At 36.7% G+C, this 22,731-nt stretch carries 22 protein-coding genes; 3 read left to right on the forward strand and 19 right to left on the reverse strand.

Annotated features, from left to right (window positions below; genetic code table 11):
- The first annotated feature begins 75 nt into the window (after window positions 1–75).
- On the forward strand, window positions 76–711 hold the full coding sequence (locus F7888_RS02865; RefSeq protein ID WP_191777021.1) for a cell wall hydrolase: 636 nt from the start codon (window positions 76–78) through the stop codon (window positions 709–711).
- Between the two features lie 87 nt (window positions 712–798).
- Complete coding sequence (locus F7888_RS02870; RefSeq protein ID WP_191777023.1) at window positions 799–966, forward strand: SE1832 family protein; 168 nt, start codon at window positions 799–801, stop codon at window positions 964–966.
- A 49-nt stretch (window positions 967–1,015) separates the two neighbouring features.
- Here F7888_RS02870 and F7888_RS02875 read toward each other — a convergent pair whose 3' ends face one another.
- The 5 genes from F7888_RS02875 to F7888_RS02895 form a co-directional block, all read right to left on the reverse strand.
- Window positions 1,016–1,423 carry a NusG domain II-containing protein gene (locus F7888_RS02875; RefSeq protein WP_225228572.1) on the reverse strand — a complete coding sequence of 136 codons (408 nt, stop codon included), beginning with the start codon at window positions 1,421–1,423 and terminating at the stop codon, window positions 1,016–1,018.
- Between the two features lie 9 nt (window positions 1,424–1,432).
- A complete protein-coding gene (locus F7888_RS02880) occupies window positions 1,433–2,479 on the reverse strand; it encodes a lactonase family protein (RefSeq protein WP_191777028.1) in 1,047 nt (348 codons plus the stop codon).
- Between the two features lie 157 nt (window positions 2,480–2,636).
- On the reverse strand, window positions 2,637–4,568 hold the full coding sequence (fbp, locus tag F7888_RS02885) for a fructose-1,6-bisphosphatase (protein WP_191777030.1): 1,932 nt from the start codon (window positions 4,566–4,568) through the stop codon (window positions 2,637–2,639).
- A gap of 110 nt (window positions 4,569–4,678) precedes the next feature.
- Window positions 4,679–5,887, reverse strand: a complete 1,209-nt coding sequence (locus tag F7888_RS02890) for an MFS transporter (RefSeq protein ID WP_191777031.1) — start codon at window positions 5,885–5,887, stop codon at window positions 4,679–4,681.
- A 215-nt stretch (window positions 5,888–6,102) separates the two neighbouring features.
- Complete coding sequence (locus F7888_RS02895) at window positions 6,103–7,104, reverse strand: LLM class flavin-dependent oxidoreductase (RefSeq protein WP_191777033.1); 1,002 nt, start codon at window positions 7,102–7,104, stop codon at window positions 6,103–6,105.
- 219 nt (window positions 7,105–7,323) lie between these two features.
- On the opposite strand from F7888_RS02895, the gene F7888_RS02900 reads away from it, so the two are divergent.
- Complete coding sequence (locus tag F7888_RS02900; RefSeq protein WP_318246222.1) at window positions 7,324–8,922, forward strand: aspartate:alanine exchanger family transporter; 1,599 nt, start codon at window positions 7,324–7,326, stop codon at window positions 8,920–8,922.
- A 35-nt stretch (window positions 8,923–8,957) separates the two neighbouring features.
- Here the strand turns inward: F7888_RS02900 and lhgO are convergent, their stop codons facing one another.
- The 14 genes from lhgO to F7888_RS02970 all read right to left on the reverse strand — a co-directional run bounded on the left by lhgO (window position 8,958) and on the right by F7888_RS02970 (window position 22,711).
- Window positions 8,958–10,166 carry an L-2-hydroxyglutarate oxidase gene (lhgO, locus tag F7888_RS02905; RefSeq protein ID WP_191777035.1) on the reverse strand — a complete coding sequence of 403 codons (1,209 nt, stop codon included), beginning with the start codon at window positions 10,164–10,166 and terminating at the stop codon, window positions 8,958–8,960.
- An 88-nt stretch (window positions 10,167–10,254) separates the two neighbouring features.
- Window positions 10,255–10,932: a GntR family transcriptional regulator gene (locus F7888_RS02910; RefSeq protein WP_191777037.1), complete on the reverse strand. Its 678-nt coding sequence runs from the start codon at window positions 10,930–10,932 to the stop codon at window positions 10,255–10,257.
- A gap of 102 nt (window positions 10,933–11,034) precedes the next feature.
- Window positions 11,035–12,237, reverse strand: coding sequence for a CaiB/BaiF CoA transferase family protein (locus F7888_RS02915; protein ID WP_191777039.1), 1,203 nt, complete (start codon window positions 12,235–12,237; stop codon window positions 11,035–11,037).
- Entirely contained in the window at window positions 12,224–13,759 is a 1,536-nt protein-coding gene (locus tag F7888_RS02920; protein ID WP_191777041.1) for a tripartite tricarboxylate transporter permease, read from the reverse strand. The genes F7888_RS02915 and F7888_RS02920 overlap by 14 nt, the downstream gene beginning before the upstream one ends.
- Before the next feature lie 22 nt (window positions 13,760–13,781).
- Window positions 13,782–14,240, reverse strand: a complete 459-nt coding sequence (locus F7888_RS02925) for a tripartite tricarboxylate transporter TctB family protein (protein WP_191777043.1) — start codon at window positions 14,238–14,240, stop codon at window positions 13,782–13,784.
- 73 nt (window positions 14,241–14,313) lie between these two features.
- Window positions 14,314–15,303, reverse strand: a complete 990-nt coding sequence (locus F7888_RS02930; protein WP_191777046.1) for a Bug family tripartite tricarboxylate transporter substrate binding protein — start codon at window positions 15,301–15,303, stop codon at window positions 14,314–14,316.
- 80 nt (window positions 15,304–15,383) lie between these two features.
- Window positions 15,384–15,809 carry a PaaI family thioesterase gene (locus F7888_RS02935; RefSeq protein ID WP_191777047.1) on the reverse strand — a complete coding sequence of 142 codons (426 nt, stop codon included), beginning with the start codon at window positions 15,807–15,809 and terminating at the stop codon, window positions 15,384–15,386.
- 3 nt (window positions 15,810–15,812) lie between these two features.
- Window positions 15,813–16,601 carry an enoyl-CoA hydratase-related protein gene (locus F7888_RS02940; RefSeq protein ID WP_191777049.1) on the reverse strand — a complete coding sequence of 263 codons (789 nt, stop codon included), beginning with the start codon at window positions 16,599–16,601 and terminating at the stop codon, window positions 15,813–15,815.
- Window positions 16,588–17,820, reverse strand: coding sequence for a CaiB/BaiF CoA transferase family protein (locus F7888_RS02945; RefSeq protein ID WP_191777050.1), 1,233 nt, complete (start codon window positions 17,818–17,820; stop codon window positions 16,588–16,590). The genes F7888_RS02940 and F7888_RS02945 overlap by 14 nt, the downstream gene beginning before the upstream one ends.
- A 222-nt stretch (window positions 17,821–18,042) precedes the next feature.
- Window positions 18,043–19,446 (reverse strand): SLC13 family permease, encoded by a 1,404-nt coding sequence (locus F7888_RS02950; RefSeq protein WP_191777052.1) that lies wholly within the window; start codon window positions 19,444–19,446, stop codon window positions 18,043–18,045.
- A 2-nt stretch (window positions 19,447–19,448) separates the two neighbouring features.
- On the reverse strand, window positions 19,449–19,979 hold the full coding sequence (locus tag F7888_RS02955) for a gamma carbonic anhydrase family protein (protein ID WP_191777054.1): 531 nt from the start codon (window positions 19,977–19,979) through the stop codon (window positions 19,449–19,451).
- A gap of 24 nt (window positions 19,980–20,003) precedes the next feature.
- Window positions 20,004–20,789, reverse strand: coding sequence for an SDR family oxidoreductase (locus F7888_RS02960; RefSeq protein ID WP_191777056.1), 786 nt, complete (start codon window positions 20,787–20,789; stop codon window positions 20,004–20,006).
- A 32-nt stretch (window positions 20,790–20,821) separates the two neighbouring features.
- Window positions 20,822–21,814: a 2-hydroxyacid dehydrogenase gene (locus F7888_RS02965; protein ID WP_191777057.1), complete on the reverse strand. Its 993-nt coding sequence runs from the start codon at window positions 21,812–21,814 to the stop codon at window positions 20,822–20,824.
- A 21-nt stretch (window positions 21,815–21,835) separates the two neighbouring features.
- Window positions 21,836–22,711 carry a fumarylacetoacetate hydrolase family protein gene (locus F7888_RS02970; protein ID WP_191777059.1) on the reverse strand — a complete coding sequence of 292 codons (876 nt, stop codon included), beginning with the start codon at window positions 22,709–22,711 and terminating at the stop codon, window positions 21,836–21,838.
- Between the last annotated feature and the right edge of the window lie 20 nt (window positions 22,712–22,731).

Below are 22,731 nucleotides of genomic sequence, written 5' to 3' on the forward strand. Positions count from 1 at the left end.
CTGATTTTTTCCTTACATAGTAATAGTGTTAGATAAGAGTTGTCCAAAAAACACGACTACTAGGAGGATTATTTAATGAAAAAATTACTTTTCTTATTAACATTACTAGCTTCTCTTTTCTTTGCGGAGCATGCATTTGCATATACGGTAAAACCAGGAGACACTATGTCTGAAATAGCTAAGAATCATCAATTAACATTAAAAGAACTTGCGAAAGTAAACCCACAAGTGAAGGATCTTGACCTCATCTATGTCGGTCAGGAAATTAATATAGATGAAAAGAAGAGCACTACAACACCGAAAGTAGAGAAAGCGCAAAAAGTGAAGAAGGTCCAATCTGAAAAAGTAAATATCTCCAACTCTGATTTAGATTTATTAGCTAGAATCGTACGAGCTGAAGCACAAACGGAGTCATTTGAAGGTAAAGTCGCCGTTGCTGCTGTTGTTTTAAATAGAGTAGAAAGCCCTCAATTTCCAAATACAATTAGAGAAGTTATTTATCAACCCCGACAATTTCAACCCGTAGCAAACGGTCAAATCAATAAACCTGCTGATAAAGAATCGATAAGAGCCGTTCAGGCAGCTCTTTCAGATATGAGGAATATCGTGCAGGACTCATTATTCTTTTACAATCCCGATATAGCAACCAGTCGCTGGCTTGATTCAAGAGCTACAACGGTAGTCATTGGTCAGCATGTATTCAAAAATTAGTAGGCTCACAACTTAGACTTGCATTGTAGAAAGCTCAGGTTTTCGTTAAACTAGTAGTATATGTTACGAAGAAAGTGGTGGAAAACAATGAAGTCTATAGAGATAGAAAATAAACTTACTGAACTGAAAATGGAGTACATAAGAACCCAGGGAGATATAGAAAGGCTTGAATCGCTGGGTCATCCGATAGACAAACAAGAGCAAAAATTACAAGAACTAGAAAGAGAAATCAAATATCAACGATCTCTACTGTAAGAAAAGTCCCATAAGTGTGTGATGCTTATGGGACTTTTTTTATTGTCATTTAATGTGAAATAATCATATCATCATCACTCGGTTTCTCAGAAACTAATTCAACTAAGAGTCTATGGGGTAGACATACGATGGTTTCACCGGGTTTATCTTTCCAACCCATTTTCACCCCGACTTGATCTGGGCTATTATCTTCTTTAATTCTAATTCTCTCCCCATCAATCTCCATTAGGTTATATTGATTTCCCTTGCCTTCTATAATGAATTGCTCGTTTCCTTCGTGACCTGTCAGTGTAATTTCTCGAATCACTTCTCCATCTTGTGTAATGACTGCGATGACTGAATCCCCTTCTTGAAAGTCCTGATTTAGAATAAATATAACAACTGGTACAAAAGAAAGCAAAATCAGAAATATAACGATAATTATGTCAAATGGCCTTACAATTTTCATGAATTTCATCGTCTCATATTATACATTCAAAAATTTAACACAGACTGGTTCTGGAACTTTTACTTCAGATTGAATTAAAGTTAGTTTCCCAGTGTTTTTGTCTCTTCCAAACAATGTCATCGAATTCGACTTTTGATTGGTAGCTACAAGAAATTCTCCTGAAGGATCAATCACAAAGTCACGTGGCCAATCTCCTTCTGTTGTAGTCCATTCAACAAAGGATAGTTGATTTGAATCCTGTTCAACCTTAAATACCGCAATGCTGTTATGACCTCTATTAGCAGCATATACATATTGACCATCAGGGGAAATATGGATCGCACTTCCATCATTTATTTGGTTAAAGTCTTTTGGAATTGTTCGAATAGTTTGTTGTTCTGTGAAGCTACCATCCATCTCGTTATAGTTTAGTACAATTACTTCAGAGCTAAGTTCTGTCATGACATAAGCAATGTTCTTATTTGGATGAAATGTAATATGCCTTGGACCACTACCTGGCTTTGTATGGAATACTTGTGTCTCAGTCAATTTCCCATGATTTATCGAATATGTAATCACACGATCACTACCAAGATCAATTGCAATTGCGTAGTTCTCATCAGGCGTAAAACCAGCAAAATGCATATGAGGTTTTTCTTGTCTTTCATGTGGACCAGAACCAGCATGCTCCACAACTGAAGCGGCTGGATTTAGTGAACCATCTTCATTTGTTAAATATGATGCAATGACAGTTGTATGGTAATTTGCTGTTAAAACTAAGCTATTGTCATGATTGATACTAACATGGCAAGGAGGTGATCCTGCTAATGCTTGACTATTTAATTTTGAGAGTTCGCCTGATTCAGGATTGATTGATAAGGCAGTAACTCCACCTTTGTCCCCTTCTTTTGCAACTGCGTACAAATATTTATTATTATGACTCACTGTAACATATGTAGGGTTATCCAATTCTGCCGCTAATTTTACTTCCTTAATTACTTTATCATCAGTATCCAGAGTGAACTGATAAACGCCTTTACTTTCCTCTTTTGTATAGGTTCCAACATATCCAATTAATTTTGTCATTGTAAAACTCCTCTAAATAATAATGTCGTCTTCGTGTTTACATGTACCAATATAACAAATTAAAGATTCTAAGAGAAGTATAGTCCTACTCTTCTGGTGAATACTTCAATATTTAGACATAAAAAAAGCAAGGATTTCCATCCAAGCTTTTTCATGTTTAATTCATATAGCGATACTCCATTAAACTCTTCAGAATAGAGACTTCTTGACGTAATTCGTCTCCAACATTTGTTTCTGCTACTTTCTTTCGCTCTAGCTCTTCATCCACAAGTCGTTTTACTGATAAGACATCTGTTCCATTTTGTAAAACATCTTTTTTGGAATTAAATTGTTTATGTGCAACAAGCTGCATGCCATAGGAGTTATATAATAAGGTATAACCAGCAATCCCAGTAGTTGATTGATAGGCTTTAGAAAAACCACCATCAATGACAATCATTTTTCCATTTGCTTTAATTGGATCCTCACCGTCTATCTCTTTTACAGGGGTATGCCCATTTATAATATGACCCTGATCAGGATTTAGATCAAATTCTTCTAAAATTTTTCGGCAGATATCCTCATTCTCACGTAAATAATAGTATGGATTTTTTCGTTCTTTATGGGTTTTCTTATCTTTAATGAAATATCGTTCAAAAGTCGTCATTTCTCTTTTTCCAAAGAGTGATGAATTTTCACCTGTCCATAGGTACCAAACCATATCTGTCGCAAGATCATCAGTTATTTGCGGATTGGCAAAAGCATGGCGCAAATACAGTTCAAATGTATCAAGCAACTCACGTCCTGCATAGGTCTTGTTTTCAATCTCCATTTTTTCCATATTCCCATTATCATCTAAAGGGATGCACCCATGAATTAATAAATTTCCATTATATCTCAAGTAAAGACTTCCTTTTTTCATTAGGAAATTCATATGTCGTGCTAGCTTTTCTGAATGCTGGACAGCAAATAATAGCTTGTCCATGACCTTCTCTTCCTCTTCTAAGAGTTCATCAGGTTGATTTGGATTAATCGTTGCAAAGCAAGTATGATCAAGCGGGTATGTATTCCCATTGATTGTGATGATGTTTTTGTCATAATCTATTTTTTCAAGCAATAGTCGTTCCGTCATATTAAAATGAGGTCTTCTCTTGATAATTGGACTTTCAAGCTTGAATTGAATCATGGCAATGGCTTGATGTATTTTTGTGATTTGTAATTGTTCTTCCTCAGAAAGATGATTGTCTGTTTGTCTCTTTGGTCTAAATGCTGGGTTGTCAACATAGTATTTCTCAGCCAGATTTAGGAGTGGTCTAAGGTTAATACCATACACATCTTCGATAATATCTAAATTATCATATCTGGCACAAATACGAATAATGTTTGCAAGGCAAACCTTTGAGCCTGCAAACGCACCTAGCCACAGGACATCGTGATTTCCCCATTGAATGTCTAGAGAATGATACTTAATCAGTGTGTCCATAATCTTGTCAGGTTCAGGTCCACGATCATAGATATCTCCAACAACATGAAGATGGTCAACTACTAATCTTTGAGTCGTATAGGCAAGACCAATAATGAGCTTGTCCGCCTGGCCTAAGGATATGATTTGTTGAACAATCTTTGTATAATAAGGTTCCTTATTCGATAACTCATCCTTTTTATAGAGGAGCTCTTCAATTATATAGACAAATTGACTAGGGAGTGCCTTACGTAATTTTGATCTTGTATATTTTGATGAAGCATAAGATATAAGCTTGATCATTCGTTCAATGATTTCTGTATACCACTCATTTAATTCTATTACATTACTAAAATGATTCTTTATTAATTGAATTTTTTCTTCTGGATAATAAACTAATGTTGCGAATTCATTTAGTTCTTTTTCTGTTAAAACACCTTTAAACAGGTCTTTTATTTTCTCTTTCACATTCCCCGAACCATTTCTTAATACATGTTGAAAGGCTTGATATTCTCCATGCAAATCACTGACAAAATGTTCTGTTCCTTTTGGTAGATTCAGGATTGCTTCTAGATTAATTATTTCAGTGACTACTTTTTCTTCACAATCATATTTTTGTGCCAATAAATCTAAAAATTTTGAGTTCAACCACATTTTCCCCTTTCAAAAGATTAAGATTCTCATATTATATCAAAAAAATGGCAAATTGGGGACGGTTCTCACGCATCATAAGAAGCATGAAAGCCATCCCCAATTGTTTACTTCTCCGCAAGAACCTTTGTCTTAGCAGAACCTTGCAAATAGTTTGTATTCATATATGCCATAGTAGTTGCAATTAACAGTAATACACCAGTCATGATAAATACGCTTTGTACTGGGAAGAATCCCCCGATAACTCCTCCAATGATTGGTCCAATCATTCCACCTAATTGTGTGGCGGTTTGGTTTAATCCAAATGCCCTGCCACGAAAATCCTCAGAGGTTGATTTAACAATTAGCCCGTTTAACGCAGGGAATACCGCACAGAAGAACACTCCAAAAATGAAGCGTAGTAATGAAAATCCCCAAATTTGAGAAAAAGCTACTTGGGCGATCATTCCAATCCCTCCACCCAATAGTCCGATGACAAGTATACGATGAAAACCAACCTTATCTGCCCATCGGCCCCAGTAAGGAGCAAATAGTGCACTAGCGATACCAGGGAGTGAAAAAACAATTCCTGCTAATAATGAAGCATTGTCTGTTGTACCTCCCAATTTCACAATATATAAGGGAAGGACCGGTTCAAGCGTCATCACTGAACAGCTTGTAATGATCGTCATAATTAGAACCATTAATAGTGGTCGGTTCGCGATGGCTAATCTAATGTCGGTTCTAACTGAGCCTTTCTCCTTTGCAGGGACAAAGTTATCCTCCTTTACCCAAAAGATAATCAGTAACGTTGAGATTAGAACGATGATTCCACCTGTACCAAAAGCCCATCGATTACCTACAATATTAGCGATTACACCTCCAAGTAAAGGTCCTAGAATACTTCCTGAAGCACTAGCTGATGAAATCATTGAAAGAGCATACCCTACTTTTTCTTTTGGAGTATTGGTCCCAATCAAAGCAATAGCCCCAGGGATAAAGCCGGTTAATAATCCTTGAGAAATACGTAACGCCAAGATTTGATAAGGATTTGTTACAAATGCCATTAGAAAATAAATAAGGAATAAGAACAACCCTGCTCTAATAATCATTGGCTTTCTGCCATACCTATCGGCTACCCGACCCCAAAAAGGTGATGCAATTGCGCCGGCAAAAAAGGCGGAGCTAAATAACAATCCAGACCACAATTCGGTGTGATCATGTACCCCTAGCTCTATCAGGAAAATTGGCAAAAATGGGATAACCATTGAAAAGCTAGCTCCTGTAAAAAAGACCCCAATCCAAAGTACTAATAAATTACGTTTCCACGTTTCCAACTTGTTTCATCTCCACGAGCTGTTTCAGTAGAATAATTGTTTTACGCTACCAATGCTTTATTTTAATAAAGTAATAATATCATATAATGAATTTATTTTCACTATCGAAATATTCGGTTCCTGAAGTATTTGGCTTTGAAACTAATTATGTTCAAAAAAATCCTCATTTCAAATATGAAATGAGGATGCTTTCCTATTGTTAGACGAAAGCGATGTTAACGACCTTCAACCACTTCTTTTAAAATTTCATAAGAACGTTTTTGTTTTTCAGGATCAAAAATGTATGAAACTGCCATAATTTCGTTAACATTATACTTCGCCTGAAAATTAGTTAACTGCTCTCGTATCGAATCTTTACTTCCGAGAAGTGTGACACTTGACATTGATAACGCCATTTGTCTTTCAGCTGGACTCCAGATCTGATCCATATTTTCAACTGGTGGTTTAAGCTTCATTTGAGACCCTCTTACGACATTTAGGAAAAATTGTTGCATCGTAGTTGATTCAATACGGGCTTCTTCATCTGTTTGGGCTGCAATCACATTTAGGCACACCATCATATACGGTGAGTCTAAGTATTCAGATGGTTGGAATCTATTACGATAAATCGAAATGGCTTCTTCCATATGCGCTGGAGCAAAATGTGAAGCAAATACATAAGGTAATCCTAATTTTGCTGCTAAATAGGCTGAATCTGTTGATGAACCAAGAATGTAAATCGGAATGTTTGTGTTTACACCTGGATATGCTCTTACTTTTCCTTGTTGGTTTTCATTACCAAAATAAGTAAGTAACGTGTTTACATCATCAGGGAATGTATAAACAGAATCATGTTGAGACCGTCTTAGAGCACTAGCAGTGACCATATCTGTACCTGGCGCACGACCAAGACCTAAGTCAAGACGATTTGGATAAATAGTTGCCATCGTTCCGAATTGCTCAGCCACCACTAATGGTGAATGATTTGGAAGCATAATGCCACCCGAACCTACACGGATGCTTTCTGTGTGTTCTAATGTATGTTTAATTAAAATGGAAGTCGCTGAACTTACAAGAGTTGGCGTGTTATGATGCTCAGCTATCCAGTAACGTGTGTAACCCATTTTTTCTGTTGCTTGTGCCAAATCAACAACTGATTCAATGGCTTCTTTTGAATTCTGACCTTCTCTAATCGGTGCTAGGTTAAGAACAGAAACAGGTATTTGGATATTTGTCATTTGATTTATCCTTTCTTGATGGAATAAAACTATAGTATCAATTTACTTCGAGAAAACAAACTTATTTGCTTTGGATAACATGAGAACCGTCCCCACTCTTCCACTTATGGCAACTTCTTGAAATTTAATGATTCATTCTTTCATTTATTTTGTAAAGCGTTATAATGTTTAACATTAGATATGTATTTATTGTTTTACTAGAATTTGGAGGCAGCAATTGTGGAATTTATTTTACATTTATTAGAAGAGCCACTTTTATTGTTATTTGTTATATTATTCTTAGGATCTTGGTTAGGACAAACTAAGATTAAGGGGCTAAGCTTAGGCTCTGCCGGAGTGCTTTTAGTTGCAATGACATTTGGACATTTTGGTTTTCAAGTATCTTCTATTGTACAAAATTTTGGATTAAGCTTATTTATAGTTGCAGTTGGACTTCAAGCTGGTCCTCGTTTTTTTCGTATGATTCGCTCGTCTGGACTAATTTTCGGAATCATTTCCATCATTATTATTATTGTAGCCGCAATAACGACAATTATTGTGTCAAAAGTCTTCCATTTATCTCCTGCCTTAAGTATTGGGATTATGACTGGTGCATTAACAAGTACCCCCGGTCTTGCAGCTGCACTACAAGCAACGAATGATCCAATTGCTTCAGTGGGTTATGGAATTGCCTACCCATTTGGTGTGTTAGCAGTTGTCTTATTTGTTCAACTATTGCCCAGAGTAGTAAGAGTTAATTTGATGGAGGATTTACAAAGAAAAAACAACCCGGTAAAAAATGAAACCTCACCAGAAATGATGACAATTGAAGTAGCTAACCCTGAAATAAATAAGCGAACATTGAAGGAACTGAAATTTCAGAAGAAGCATGATGTAGTAATCAGTCGGGTAATTCGAGGAGATCGGAATATCATTGCTTTGAATGATACAGTTATTTTGAAGGGAGATTTACTTGTAACAGTTGGGGCTCAATCTGAATTAGAGAAGTTTTGTAGTTTTGTTGGTGTGAAGGTAGCAACAAAGCTTAAAAATGTAGACCATATAAAACTGCGTAAAGTAACAGTAGATTCTGATGAAGCGATTGGTAAATCATTAAAGGAATTGAATTTGAGACGAAATTTTGGTGTGACTGTTACTCGCTTTGAACGAGCTGGAATTGAATATAGTCAAAATGCAAGAATTCGATTTGAACGTGGCGATGTTCTTACGATTGTTAGTAGTGAGGATCGGCTAAATGATGTAGAAAAACTCTTCACTCGAAAAACATTTACAGTCACAAATGTGCATATATTTTCACTTAGCATCATTCTTTTAGTTGGTATCCTTCTAGGTATGGTGCCGATTCCCCTCCCTGGATTAGGCACCATTACTTTGGGGGTAGCAGGAGGCCCGTTATTTGTTGCACTAATTATTGGTCATTTTGGTAAATTGGGTCCAATACAAGCTAGGTATTATCAGCCTTCAAATGCAGTTATCCGTGATATTGGTCTTGCTTTGTTTCTTGCAGGAGCTGGAACGACAGCTGGACAAGGGATAGTAACTGTTATTCAGGAGGAGGGAATTAACTTATTAATCGGAGGTGCATTAATCACGCTACTACCGATGATTATCGGTTTCCTAATAGCTAGGAAACTATTTCATTTAAGCATTGTCCATTCTTTGGGTGCCCTTTGTGGTGGGATGACGAGTACCCCAGGACTTGGTTCGGTCAATCAACTCATTGATACAGAGGATGCAGCCATTGCATATGCAGCTGCATATCCTTTTGCACTCATCCTTGTGGCTATCACATCACAGTTGTTGATTTTCTTCTTATAATAGAAGCTCCCTACCCAAATGGGCTAGGGAGCTATTTATACTGTGATGAGTGACTGTGGATTTTCTAGGTATTCTACGATTTCTTCTCCGATTGATAATGAAGCCGTTGCTGCTGGAGAAGGTGCATTGCAAACATGGATGGATCTATTACCTCTAATCATTTTAAAATCGTCTAATAGTTCACCCTCATTTGTTAAAGCTTGAGCTCTGACACCAGCATTAGAAGGAATTAAATCATCGATTTGAACGGCAGGTACTAATTTTTGAACGGCAGTTAAGAATTGCTTTTTATTGATCGATCGATACATTTCACCCATACCATATGTTAAGTTCTTCTTCGCAATTTGCCAGAACGGTGGATATGTCATGACTTCAAAAAAATCTTTCATATTAAAATCTGTTTTTTTGTAACCTTCACGCTTAAACGCTAATACTGCATTCGGCCCGACATGGATGCTTCCATCTATCATTCTAGTAAGATGAACACCAAGAAATGGAAACTTCGGATTAGGAACGGGATAGATTAGATTGTTCACTAAATTCTTCTTTTCATCCTTCAGTTCAAAGTATTCTCCTCTGAAAGGAATAATCTTCAATTGTGGGTCAATCCCTTGAAGCTTTACCATACGATCACTAAATAAACCAGCACAGTTAATTAAATAGGATGTATGAAAAGTTCCGTTACTTGTTTCTAGCACAATTTCTTTTTCTTGTTCAATGATGTTTTCTACTTTTGTATTGGTTTTGAGTTCTCCACCATTTTCTAAAATGTAACGAACCATAGATTGAGCGACTTTTTTATAGTTTACAATGCCTGCTGTTGGGACATGAATGGCTGCTATTCCTGCAACATTTGGTTCATATTCCTTCATTTCTTCGATCCCTATTTTCTTTATGGAAAGGCCATTTTTTAAGCCACGATGATAGAGATTATCCATATGAAGGAGTTCTTCTTGATCAGTAGCTACAATTAATTTCCCACAAATCTCAAATTCTATTTCATTTTGTTGACAGAAATTGATTAAAGTTCTAGAGCCTTCTTGAGCAAGTCTAGCTTTTAGACTGCCAGGTTTATAATAAATACCTGAGTGGATGACTCCACTATTTCTCCCAGTTTGGTGAGCGGCGACGGTTTCTTCTTTTTCAACTATTAATATTTTCGCATGTGGATATTTCTTTTTGAGTGCGTATGCTGTTGAAAGTCCTACAATCCCTCCACCTATGACAATATAATCGTATAACATCAACTTCCCCCTTTTTTCAAACAAAGCTGTCCCCGAAATTCGTGAACAGCTGATTGTGACATATGTCGTATTTAAAGTAGGGTATTTGCTACTGATTTGCTTGATTTTCTTCTTCAATTGATTTTTCTGTTGCTTTCCAAGCATTATAGATATGTTTCTCGGTTATTGCTTGAGCAAGTTCAGCATCCTTAGATATGATTGCTTTTGCAATTTCTCGATGCTCCACCATCGCTTGGTTCTTACGTTCTTTGAAATTGGTCCAGTTAGATGCCCGAGCAACCGCAATTGGAATTGATAAGCTATCTAACATTTTTGTTAACATATCGTTTTTGGCAATTTGGCAAATCATTTGATGAAATTCCACATTTTTCTTGGCAATTTCTTTATATTGTTCATGTTCTTTTTCTCGATCATATACTTCTTCCATTCCAATTAAGAATTCTTTGAATAGTTCTAGCTCTTGATCAGTGGCATTTAAGGCAGCTAATTTGGCGGCGAGACCTTCTAAAACAATTCTAATTTGGTGAAAATCTTGAACATCCTTCTTCGTTAATTTCTTCACCGTAATTCCTTTATGAGGAGTAAGACTAACTAAGCCTTCCGCTTCTAATCGGTGAACCGCATCTCGAACAGGTGTTCTACTTACTTCTAACTCATTTGCTAATGATATTTCTGTCAGTTTATCACCGGGTTTGTATATACCTGATAAAATATTACTCTTTAGTTCTTCATACACATATTCTGTCATCGTCTTTGGTTTATTCATTTGCTACCATTCCTTCTCATCTACTCCGATATCTTATCCTTTATATTATAGAATATCGTTTCAATTTCCAATGATTTTGCTAAATTCCCCCTTAAAATATCTTTAATAAGGTTGTTGCTCAAAGGAATTGATAACACCATTTTTAGAGAGTTGATCAATTTCTCCTATGTTGTATCCCAATTCTTTAAGGATGATTTCTGTATGTTCTCCTAACCTAGGAGGGAGGCTTCTTGCTTTCCCTGGTGTTCGAGATAGTTTTACAGGTATTCCTAGCATTTTGACTGGCTGACCTGTTTGAGGGGTCATTTCAATCACCATCTCACGTTCCAACACATGTGGATCTGTTAATACATCAGAAAATTTATTAACTGGTCCACATGGAATTCGAGCATTTTCAATTAAGGTAACCCATTCTTGTACGGTTTTTTTCTTAAATAATTCATCTAGCATTGAGATCAATAATTCACGATGTTCAAGTCTTTTTGAATTTGTCGCAAATTTTTCATCTCTAAACTCTTCTATATTCACGGTATCTACGAATGCTTCCCATAATTTATCATTTCCTACTGCTAAAATAAAGTAACCATCTGACGCCTCAAACACTTGATATGGAACGATATTTGGATGAGCCGCTCCAAGTGGTTCAGGATCTTCATTTGTCGCAAAGTAGTTCCCTGCAAGATAAGTTTGCCAAGAAATCATCGTGTCTAAAAGAGAGGCATCTATCCATTGGCCAGTATTCGATCTCTCTCTTTCCCATAGTGCTGTTAAGATACCGAATGCTGCCCACATTCCAGAGCCAATGTCTGCCAAGGAATAGCCGGCTTTCACAGGAGCTTTCCCTTTTTCACCAGTTACAGACATGAGCCCACCCATACCTTGAGCTAATACATCATATCCTGGTTTATGAGCATAGCTACCTGTTTGGCCAAATCCTGAAATAGAACATAAGATAATGCGAGGGTTCGTTGCCTTTAATGTCTCATAACCTATTCCTAAACGATTAATCGTACCTGGACGGAAATTCTCGACAACAACGTCTGCATTTTTTACTAATTCTAGCAGAATTTCTTTCCCCTTTTCTTCTTTTAGATTTAGTACGATGCTTTTCTTATTTCGATTTATACTTGTATAATAGGCACTTTCTTCGTTAATAAATGGAGGTCCCCATTTTCTTGTATCATCACCTGATGGACTCTCAATCTTAATCACTTCAGCACCCATATCTGCAAGTGTCATTGTACAATAAGGTCCACTCAAAATTCTTGTTAAATCTATGATTTTAATTCCTTCAAGAGGTAACATCTATTCCACTTCCTTTATCTTTTTTCTTATCGATATACCCTTTGATGATTGGGAAAATTAAGATCAAGAGTAACAGAATAAATAGTGTTAATGAAACGGGACGCGTAACAAAGATTGAAAGATTTCCCCCTGAAGTAATAAGTGATTGTCTTAAAGAGTTTTCAGCTAATGGTCCTAGAACTAGCGCTAGTACCAATGCTGCTGGTGAGTAACCATATTGTTTCATCAGAAAACCAATAATACCAGTAGCTAGTAGAATCCATGTTTCAACGATACTTCCATGTATACTAAACGTTCCGATGATACATAGGATAAGGATTACTGGAGTTAACATGCGATATGGGATTTGAATGATTTTTACAAATAATGGAATAGCTATTATATTCACCAAGAGTAAAACCATATTTCCTAAATACATGCTACTAATTAAGCCCCATGCAAAATCAGGATTTTGTTCCATTAATAGTGGTCCTGGTTGTAATCCCCACATGAGAAATGCACCAAGTAAAACTGCTGTAGAACCTGATCCAGGGATTCCTAGTGTTAATAGTGGAATCATAGCACCAGCAGAAGCTGCATTATTTGCGGATTCAGGTCCAGCTAAGCCTGCCATTGCCCCTTTTCCAAATTTTTCTGGAGTTTTAGACAATTTTTTCTCAACTGAATAAGACATTAAGGAAGCAACAGTTGCTCCTGCACCAGGTAGAACTCCAACAACGAATCCAATGATAGAACCACGTATAACTGTAAATTTACACTCTAAATAATCTTTAACGGATGGCCAGAATTGACTGCCACGATAAGAGAATTTAATAATCTCTTTCTTTTCTTTTTCTTTGTGTAATCCGGTGTAGACGCAGTGAAACAATTCTCCTAATCCAAATAATCCAATTGCCACTGGTACGAAGTCGATTCCGTTTATTAATTCAGCTGATCCGAATGTAAAACGCTGCATACCAGAAACAACATCTACTCCAACAGTAGCAATGGCTAATCCTAATAGAGCTGAGACAACACCGTTTCGTTTATTCTCACCTGTCATAATCGTAATTGTTAATAGTCCAATCACCATAAGCATGAAATATTCTGGTGGCCCAAATGATATGGCAACTTCAGCAAATAAAGGTGCTAAGGAGCAAATAAGGATTACCCCAATTGTCCCACCAATAAAGGAAGCAACTGCTTGCATGACAAGTGCGGGGCCGGCCCTTCCTTGTTTAGCTAGTGGATACCCATCTAATGTACTTGCTACAGTGGCTGACTCTCCTGGAGTATTAATTAAGATAGAAGTGATTGTTCCACCGTACATCGAACCATAATAGATTCCAGCTAGCATAATGATAGCCGTTGTTGGGTGTAAAGAGAACGTTAAAGGTAATAGAATGGCAATCCCTGCAGACGGTCCAAAACCAGGGAAGATACCAACGATCATTCCAACAAAAGCACCGATCACTAAAAATAATATATTTGTTGGAGTAACAGCAACTTCAAATCCATGCATCAAATTTGATAAAAATTCCATAGTGTTCCTCCCGAATTAAGAATCAAAAAATTCCTAAGAATCCTTTTGGTATTCCTGCATTTAACCAAACCTCAAAAAGGAGATATATTAACGTTGGTAACACTAAACTGACAAGGATATTTTGCAAATGCTTCCCACGATTAAAAACAAAGATAATCGCGAATACGAAGAGGATCATTGAAAGTAGTCCACCCAAAACCTTTAGTAACAAGATCGTTATGGCAATAGTAATAATTATGAAAATTACATCTTTGCTGTAGTTTGCTTCAGTATGATGATTTTCATTTGATTTTTTCTTATATTGAAATTCTCTTACATCTTTGTACAAGGTAATCCCAGTAAAGATGATAAGAAAGACTCCGATAATGATTGGAAGAAAGCCTGCACCAGGTCTTCCATCCTTGAAAAAAGTAAGTCCTAAACCAATCTGGGTATACGCCAGAGAAAAAATGAATAAAAAAGCAGAGAATGCTAGTTTCATTTCATCACCCTTTTAATAAAGTGGTTTCGGTTGTAACGAATGATTTCTTATGCTACAACCGAAAGTTTAAATACTATTTCTTCTCTTCAATCGCACCGATTTCTAGTAGAATATCTTCAAATGTATGATGTGTTTCAGCTAAGTAGCTTCCAAATTCATCGCCAAACAGTTGATAGTCAGTTAAACTATTTTCTTCAATATATTTTTTCCACTCAGGTTTTTCTACTACTACTTTTAACGTTTCTACCCACCACTCTTGAACTTCTTTAGGGACATCTCCAGCTAAGATTACTCCTCGAGGCATTGGAAGTGAAACCTCATAACCAGACTCTATTAGTGTTGGGACATCAGGTAACTGTGGAATGCGTTTTTGACCAGAGAATGCTAACGCTTTCATTTTACCACCTTGAATTTGTCCAATCGTTTCAGCAGGATTTGCCATTATAGCATCAACACTTTTTGATAGTAGACCTGATGTAAGCTCTCCTCCCCCTTGGAATGGGACATACTCAAACTCAAAATCTGCTTGATCAGCTAGTAATTTAGGAATCATCATGTCAACATTAACTGCACCAATTCCTCCTATTGACAAAGTTTTGCCACTTTTTGCAGCATTAATAAAATCTTCTAATGTATTAAACTCTGAATCTTCATTAACAAGCATAACCATGTCATCAGTAGCTAGCAAAGCAACAGGGGTAAATGATTCATGACTAAACGGGACATCAGATACTAATGGAGTATTAATAAAACTTCCACTAGTTGAACTGATTTGATATGGATCACCTTTTTTTGAATTCAAGTATCCCCATCCTACGGCTCCACTTCCACCCTCACGATTTTCTGGAACAATATCATTTGGGTACAGATCATATTGATTGATGATATCAATAATTGTACGGGACATAATATCATTTCCACCGCCTGGACCGAATGCAATCGTCCAATTCAATGTTTTTTCTGGATAATTATCAGTATTTCCACCACCAGATTGTTCACTATTGCAAGCTGTAAGCGTTATCAATAATACCAAGGCGACAAACGATAAAAGGACTTTTTTCATTACCATACCTCCTATGTTATCCTATTTTATTTATATTTCTAATATTCAGAAATAAATTCTCGTAGTAAGGATAGATTATATTAATCTATCCTATACCATGTTGCGTTTGCAATCGCGAGTAATTTGCCATCCTCATTGGACATACTTGACTCAATCGCAACTATGCTTTTGCCTTTTTTGATAAAGGACGCCTGGCATTTTACTATTCCTTTTGATACAGATCTTAAGTATTGTGTTTTCATTTCTAGGGTTACAGCTGTTCCAAGAAATCTTTTGCAGAGATGACCCATTGAAACATCTAGTGCGAATGCAATTACTCCACCATGCAAGAATCCTTGAGGATTATACATATAATCTTCCACTGGGAATTGAACCACACAGGTTTCTGTTTCCTCTGCATAAGATATATCAAGCTGATAGAATTTCGCTAAGAAATACTTTCCAAATTCCTGTTCATGAGTTTCGAGGGCTTCATCTACAATTGTTCTAACGCGATCTTTATTCATACATTACGACCATTTAAATACTGGTTTGCGCTTTTCCATAAATGCTGCAACACCTTCTTTGTAATCATCTGATTCAAAACATACAAGTCGTAAGCGCTTAGTTTCTTCAGTATCTTCATCTACTCCTGAAGAAATTTCATTAATAATGTATTTCATACTTCGGATGGTAAATTGGGCTCTAGTACATAATAATTGAGCAAATTCGTATGTCTTTTCTTCAATCTCTTCTGGACTGTGAATTTCATTAACTAATCCAAAATGGTAGGCTTTGTCGACATCTATAATGTTTCCAGAGAATAGGATATATTTCGCATTTGATGGACCTACAAGATTTACTAATTCTTTAGTAGCGTCCAATCCATATACGATCCCTAATTTGGCTGGGGTGATTCCAAATTTAGCATTTGTATCTGCAAAACGGAAATCACAAGCAGCAGCTAATTCACATCCACCACCAATACAGTAGCTTTGAACCATTGCAATAGTTGGTTTTCTAAATTTCGCTAATGCTCTTTCTGCTACATGAGTTGCGTCATTATAGATTTTAGCACCTTCTGCAGTTGATCGTAACGTCTTGAATTCGCTAATATCAGCTCCTGCTGCAAAGGATGTTTCATCAACACCTCTTAACACAAGAACTTTGATAGCACTGTCTTCATCAACCTCTTTTAGCAATTGTGGAATCTTCTTCCACATATCGTGTGTTAATGCATTTCTTTTGTCTGGTCTATTGAAGTATAGGGTTGCAATTTCTCCTGTTTTCTCTACATACACATGATTATTGTTTTCCATTATTAACACCTACCTCTTCTTCTCGATATTTGTTATAAATAACACCTTCTTCAAATAATTCATTAATTTCCTCATCTGTGTACCCAGCAGATTGTAATGTTTCGACTGTATCCTGCCCTAACCATGCAGCAGGTCTGCGGATTTGAAGTGGTGTTTCTGAGAATTTAATCGGAATTCCTAATGTTTTTATTTTCCCTAACTTTGGATGATCGACTTCCACAACCATATCCCTTGCTAAAACATGTGGGTCATTTAATGTTTGATCATACGTATAAACTGGTCCTGCTGGTACTCCAGCTGCATCTAATTTCTCAACCCAATATGAAGTTGGCTTAGTAGTTGTAATGTTTTCAATCTCTTTTTCTAATACATCAACATTTATCACTCTACTATCTAGTGATTCGAATCTAGGATCAGTTAGCCACTCTGTCGTATTTAATACTTCTTTACAAAGTCGTTCCCAAAGTCGCTGACTTCCTGCACCAATGGTTACATAACCGTCTGCAGTTCGATATGCTTGATATGGTGTTGAACGTCTATGACGTGTTCCTGTTGGTTCAGGTACTTCACCTTTGCCGAAATATGCAGCCGACTCCCATACCGTCCAGGCTAATCCAGAATCAACTAATGATGTATCTAAGTATTGGCCTTTTCCTGTTTTTAATTTGTGAACGTAGGCTCCTAGAATCCCATATAATGCAGTTGCTCCAGCTGCGATATCATTGATGGCAATCCCAACTTTAGCTGGTTTTCCATCAGGCTGACCCGTCATTCTCATAAATCCCGTTACCCCTTGGGCAATAATATCAAATCCGCCTTTAGAACTATAAGGTCCAGTTTGACCAAATCCTGAGATCGAACAATAGATGATTCCTGGGTTTCTTTCCTTGATTGTTTCATAGTCAATTCCTAATCTTGCTGTAACACCTGGCCTGAAATTTTCAATAATAACATCTGCTTCTTCTGCAAGACGTGTGAAAATTTGTTTTCCTTTTTGACTTTTGAGATCAATGGCTAAGCTCTTCTTATTACGATTCGGCATCGCGAAGCAATATCCTTCATCATTTATAAAAGGACCTAATCTTCTTGAGTCATCTCCTAATGGAAATTTCTCAATTTTTGTAACATCTGCCCCCATATCGGATAGAACCATTGTACAATATGGCCCAGCTAAATATTGAGTAAGATCGAGTACTTTCATTCCATCAAGTGGTAACATAGTTATTCCCCTCTTCCCTTTTTGTATATTGTATACAATATAACTTTAAAAAAATAATAGGCTAGTTATAGATACTTTTGTATATTGTATACAATCGAGAATTAAAAAATGAAACAGTAAACACTGTTTGTATATTGTATACAATGTTATTGTATGTCATCATCACATTCTTTACAATCCTTTTTGGTTAATTTTTCTGAATATTCTTTCGACAGAATTCGCTTATGGCGAGATTCCCATTAACGGCCAAACAACCAAACAGACAACTAAAGTAAAGAAGAACATGATCAGTGTTAATATTAGACCTGATTTCATCATTTCCTTTTCTGTGAAGAAACCTTGACTAAAGCTTAATAAATTTGATGGAGATTGGATCGGTAAGAAATAACCAAATGAACAACCTATTATCACAATTTGTGATAGCCATACAGGATTAATATTCCACAAACCTGCAATACTGATTGTAATTGGAAGAAATACAGCTGTTATAGCAAGCATATTAGCAAAACCTAAACGAACGATAATTGTAATAAATAACATAATTGTTGCTGCTAAAAATGGTGAAACTGATGGAAACACTGAAACAATTTTATAAGCGAACCAATCTGCTGTTTGATGATGAACAATTGCATCTGCCATTGCAAATCCGGCACCGAATAGAATCACAATATCCCAATCAATCTTCTGTGAGCCTTCCTTCCAGCTTTGGACACCAATAATAGGTATGCAAGTAACGATTGCAGCGAATAAAGCGATCATAGAGACTGAGTATCCATGTAATGATTCAGTGCACCAGCCAATGACAGTAAGTAAACCAATTATACATATCTTCCATTCGTTGGCAGTCATCCGTCCTAAAACTTCAAATTCTTTCTGTATATAAACAAAACCTTCACTTATAGTACCTGTAGGTAACGGAAAAAGGACACGGAACATGAGCCATAAAGAAAACAAGGAGATGATCATAAGTGGAAAGTTGAATTGCAACCAACTAAAGTAAGTCCACTTATAGTTCACCGTGCTTTCTAGAAATGAGATGGCATAGATTGATGAGCTTGATCCAGTGATTACCCCCCAAGACATAAAGCTTGAAGTAAAGGCAATAGAAAGCATTAGGTTTTTGGAGAAGTTGAGATATAGAGATGTTCCTTTCATCACTTGAATCATTCCAATACAGATGGGTATAATCATCGCACTACGGCCAGATGCGGTCGGTATCATAAAACCTAATAATACAAGGGTAAATAGAACGTATAAGATCGAAAGGCTACTTTTACCTTGTGCTTTGAGCAAAAGCCAAAGAGCGATTCGTTTACCAACACCCGTGATTTCAACTCCTGCTGCTAGTAAAAATGTTGAGATTAATAGCCAAACAAAAGATTGTGAAAAACCTTTTAAGCTATCATTAAAGGTCCCTAACCCAAGAATAGGAATATAAACCATAATTAATAATGAAATAATTGGTTGGGGAAGAATCTTCATCCCCCAACCAGTAAGTGCAAAGACTAATAACATAATTGTTTTAGCGTGGACAATTGGTATAAACAAAAGTAAAAGCAAGCTAGATAGATTAAGGACAACAAAAACCAGAATGTTAAGCTGCATTGTCGCTTTTAATTGTTTCATTCTTACTTTCGCTCAATTTCTGTTAAGTATTCTTTAAACTCACTTCCTTTTTCGACATAAGAAAAAGAAATTCGCGTATTCATATTATTTACCTCTTCTTCTGAGAGCTCTCTGACTATTCTCATTGGATTACCAACAACAAGTGTTCGTGGTGGAACTGTTTTTCCTGGAGGAACAACAGTTCCTGCTCCTACCACTGCGTATTCTCCAATGTCTGCTTTGTCTAACACAATAGCACCCATCCCTAATAGTGCTCCTTTTCGAACAGTACATGCATGGACAATCACATTATGTCCAATTGAAACATCCTCCTCAATTACAAGGGGCATGGATTTATTGACATGCAGTACACTACCGTCCTGAACATTTGTTCGGGCACCTATAATGACATGAGAATTATCTCCTCGAATTACTGTGTTAAACCAGACGGTTGCTTGTTCATCAATGCGAACATCCCCAATTATTTTAACCCCGGGCGCTATATAGACTGATTCATCAATTTTAGGATGTTTATCTTTAAAAGAATAAATCATGGTTTACCCTCCACAAGAACCAATTTAAATTGACTTAACCATTCCACCATCGACTAGTAATGAGCTACCTGTTACGTATGAACTAGCATCTGATGCTAAGAAGGTAACAACCTTTGCAAATTCTTCGGGTTTCCCATATCTTCCAAGTGGAATGTTTTGTTTTGATTCCACTTCAACTTCTTCCCTTGTTTTTCCAACTTTATCTGCCTTCAATTGATCAAGAAACGCAACACGGTCAGTGGCAATGCGACCAGGTGCAACGGTATTTACTAGAATATTATAAGGTGCTAGTTCTTCTGCTAAGCTTTTTGCTAGACCAACAATGCCCATTCTAAACGTGTTTGATAAGATTAAGCCAGGAATTGGCATTTTTATTGAAGAAGATGCAATATTAATAATTCTTCCGCCTTCTTCTTTTAAATCAGGTAAGACTTCACGAATGATTCGAACATAGCTTAATAGGTTTAATTCAAATGCTTTTTGCCAATCGGCATCTTCGAATTGATCAAATCCTCCACCTGGAGGTCCACCAGCATTATTGATTAAGATATCAATCTTTCCAAATTCCTCTTTTGTTTTTGCGACAAGAGCTTTAATATCGTCAACATTTGTAATGTCACAACTTGCATATGAAACTCTTCCCTTAGCAACGCTTTCAATTTCTTGTTTAGTGGACTCTAGCTTCTCGCTATTTCTACTTGATAACATCACGTTTACACCTTCCATTGCCAGTTGAGTGGCAATAGCCTTACCTAATCCTTGACTTGATGCAATGACGATTGCTGCTTTTCCATTTAAATGAAGGTCCATTTCTCATCTACTCCTTGTTCATATTGACAAATTTAGTTTGTTTTCCCGCTTGGAAGGGCATTCACAACGTTTTTGGCACTCCCACCATTAGCTACACTTTTAATATTAGCAAAGGTAAGCTGCAATACCCGATCTAATGTATCCTTCGTTCCCGCTCCAATATGTGGTGTTGCAATGACATTATCTAGCTTAAGTAAAGGATTGTTTGCGTTCACTGGTTCTGATTCCCACACATCGATTCCTGCACCAGCAATTTGTTGAGTTGTAAGTGCTTTTGATAATGCTTCTTCATTGACAATGCCCCCTCTAGAAACATTGACAAGAATTGCATTTTTTTTCATACATGCTAACTCAGATTCACTTATTAATCCTTTTGTTTCCTTGATTAAAGGGAGATGTAAGCTAACGATATCTGCTTGACTAAGTAAGTGTTCTAAAGGGCTGTATTCTACACCAAGTTCTTCTTCTACCTCAGTTGGCAAACGGAATTTATCATAATAAATAATGGTGGTACCAAATGCCTTTGAACGTTTAGCTGTCTCTCTACCAATTGTACCAAAGCCGATAAACCCATGTGTCTTTCCACTCATCTCATAGGATGTTGGTCGGAGCTCCCACATTAACCAATCTCCATTTTTCGTTGCTCTATTAAGAATATCTAGCTTTCTATATAAAGCTAAAATAAAGAGAATAGTAAGCTCCGCCACACCAGAAGCGTTTCCTCCTGGTGTATTTGATACAGGGATTTGAAGACTAGTTGCTGTATCGAGATCAATATTATCGACACCAATACCAGTCTTCTGAATTAAGCGAAGCTTCTTAGCTTTAAGTATCAACTCTTTGTCTATTCTATAAGTCGCAACGATAAAATAATCTGCAGCAGAAAGAGCCTCTTCTTTCTCTTCATCACACATTTCATGCCAAAAAAGTAAATTGAATTCTGGTGGTAAATGTTCATATAATATTTCTTTGAACTCTGCAAACACTTGATCAAAATAAATAATTGTATTACCATTTGAACCCACTTCTACTCCACCTCGAATCAACTAATTTACTTTTAAGTCCTTTACTTTGTTTGATAGTGATTCAAACCCTTCAATATGACAAGAAACAATATCGCCATCTCGAATTACCACTGCTCCTGGTGTACCAGTTGAAATGATATCTCCAGGTAATAGTGTCATCACCTGAGAATGAAAGGCAATTAGATTCCATGGTTGGAATGTCATGTTTGCAACAACATTTTCTCGGTGTAAGTTTTCATTTATAATTGTGGCAACCTTTAAGTCGAGTACTTCATCAACCTCATCTGGTGTTACAAGCTGTGGTCCAAAGCTAAAGAATGAATCAAAGCTCTTTGAACGAGTTAAATAACGTGGGTTACGTTGTAAAATGTCTTCTGCTGTCATATCAATAATAGTTGTATATCCAGCAATCACGTTTGGTGCTTCTTCTTCAGTCACGTTTTTACACACTTTCCCAATAATAATCCCAAGCTCAGCTTCAGCGGTGGTACGCTCTGACTGATGTGGGATTTTAATTGTATCACCAGGTCCAATAATGGATGTTGTTGGTTTCATAAAACTAGCTGGTTCGGTATTTGGAGCAACCTCGCTTAAGTCAGAAGCATGCTCAACATAGTTCAGACCAATTCCCCAGATTTTACTTGGATTACGATATAGTGGTCCATATTCGATATCCTCGGTTGGAATAGTTTCGTGAAAGTCATTAAGAAGCTCTTCTCCCTCTTGTTTATACCATTCAGTTATTTGTGCTAGATGTCCACTTTCAATTACTGCTAATAAATTCTCTGCCCAACTTTTGTTGAAAGCTTTATTGACTGCCTCAACTAATACCGCTCCGTTCACTGTGATGATAGCCGCTTTCTCTACCCCAAATCTTTTAATTGTAGCTAAACGCATACAAATCTCTCCTTTTCACT

The sequence above is a fragment of the Litchfieldia stipae genome, from assembly GCF_014837155.1.
GTDB lineage: Bacteria > Bacillota > Bacilli > Bacillales > Bacillaceae_L > Litchfieldia.

Excerpts from the sequence above, each read along its gene's own strand:
- F7888_RS02895 (WP_191777033.1), bottom strand. The coding sequence starts at position 7,104 with ATGACAAATATCCAAATACCTGTTTCTGTTCTTAACCTAGCACCGATT.
- F7888_RS02955 (WP_191777054.1), bottom strand. The coding sequence starts at position 19,979 with ATGATTTATTCTTTTAAAGATAAACATCCTAAAATTGATGAATCAGTC.
- F7888_RS02870 (WP_191777023.1), top strand. The coding sequence starts at position 799 with ATGAAGTCTATAGAGATAGAAAATAAACTTACTGAACTGAAAATGGAG.
- F7888_RS02935 (WP_191777047.1), bottom strand. The coding sequence starts at position 15,809 with ATGAATAAAGATCGCGTTAGAACAATTGTAGATGAAGCCCTCGAAACT.
- lhgO (WP_191777035.1), bottom strand. The coding sequence starts at position 10,166 with ATGTTATACGATTATATTGTCATAGGTGGAGGGATTGTAGGACTTTCA.
- F7888_RS02875 (WP_225228572.1), bottom strand. The coding sequence starts at position 1,423 with ATGAAATTCATGAAAATTGTAAGGCCATTTGACATAATTATCGTTATA.
- F7888_RS02925 (WP_191777043.1), bottom strand. The coding sequence starts at position 14,240 with ATGAAACTAGCATTCTCTGCTTTTTTATTCATTTTTTCTCTGGCGTAT.
- F7888_RS02950 (WP_191777052.1), bottom strand. The coding sequence starts at position 19,446 with ATGAAACAATTAAAAGCGACAATGCAGCTTAACATTCTGGTTTTTGTT.
- F7888_RS02865 (WP_191777021.1), top strand. The coding sequence starts at position 76 with ATGAAAAAATTACTTTTCTTATTAACATTACTAGCTTCTCTTTTCTTT.
- F7888_RS02880 (WP_191777028.1), bottom strand. The coding sequence starts at position 2,479 with ATGACAAAATTAATTGGATATGTTGGAACCTATACAAAAGAGGAAAGT.
- F7888_RS02930 (WP_191777046.1), bottom strand. The coding sequence starts at position 15,303 with ATGAAAAAAGTCCTTTTATCGTTTGTCGCCTTGGTATTATTGATAACG.
- F7888_RS02915 (WP_191777039.1), bottom strand. The coding sequence starts at position 12,237 with ATGTTACCTCTTGAAGGAATTAAAATCATAGATTTAACAAGAATTTTG.
- F7888_RS02970 (WP_191777059.1), bottom strand. The coding sequence starts at position 22,711 with ATGCGTTTAGCTACAATTAAAAGATTTGGGGTAGAGAAAGCGGCTATC.
- F7888_RS02960 (WP_191777056.1), bottom strand. The coding sequence starts at position 20,789 with ATGGACCTTCATTTAAATGGAAAAGCAGCAATCGTCATTGCATCAAGT.
- F7888_RS02945 (WP_191777050.1), bottom strand. The coding sequence starts at position 17,820 with ATGTTACCACTTGATGGAATGAAAGTACTCGATCTTACTCAATATTTA.
- F7888_RS02940 (WP_191777049.1), bottom strand. The coding sequence starts at position 16,601 with ATGGAAAACAATAATCATGTGTATGTAGAGAAAACAGGAGAAATTGCA.
- F7888_RS02910 (WP_191777037.1), bottom strand. The coding sequence starts at position 10,932 with ATGAATAAACCAAAGACGATGACAGAATATGTGTATGAAGAACTAAAG.
- F7888_RS02920 (WP_191777041.1), bottom strand. The coding sequence starts at position 13,759 with ATGGAATTTTTATCAAATTTGATGCATGGATTTGAAGTTGCTGTTACT.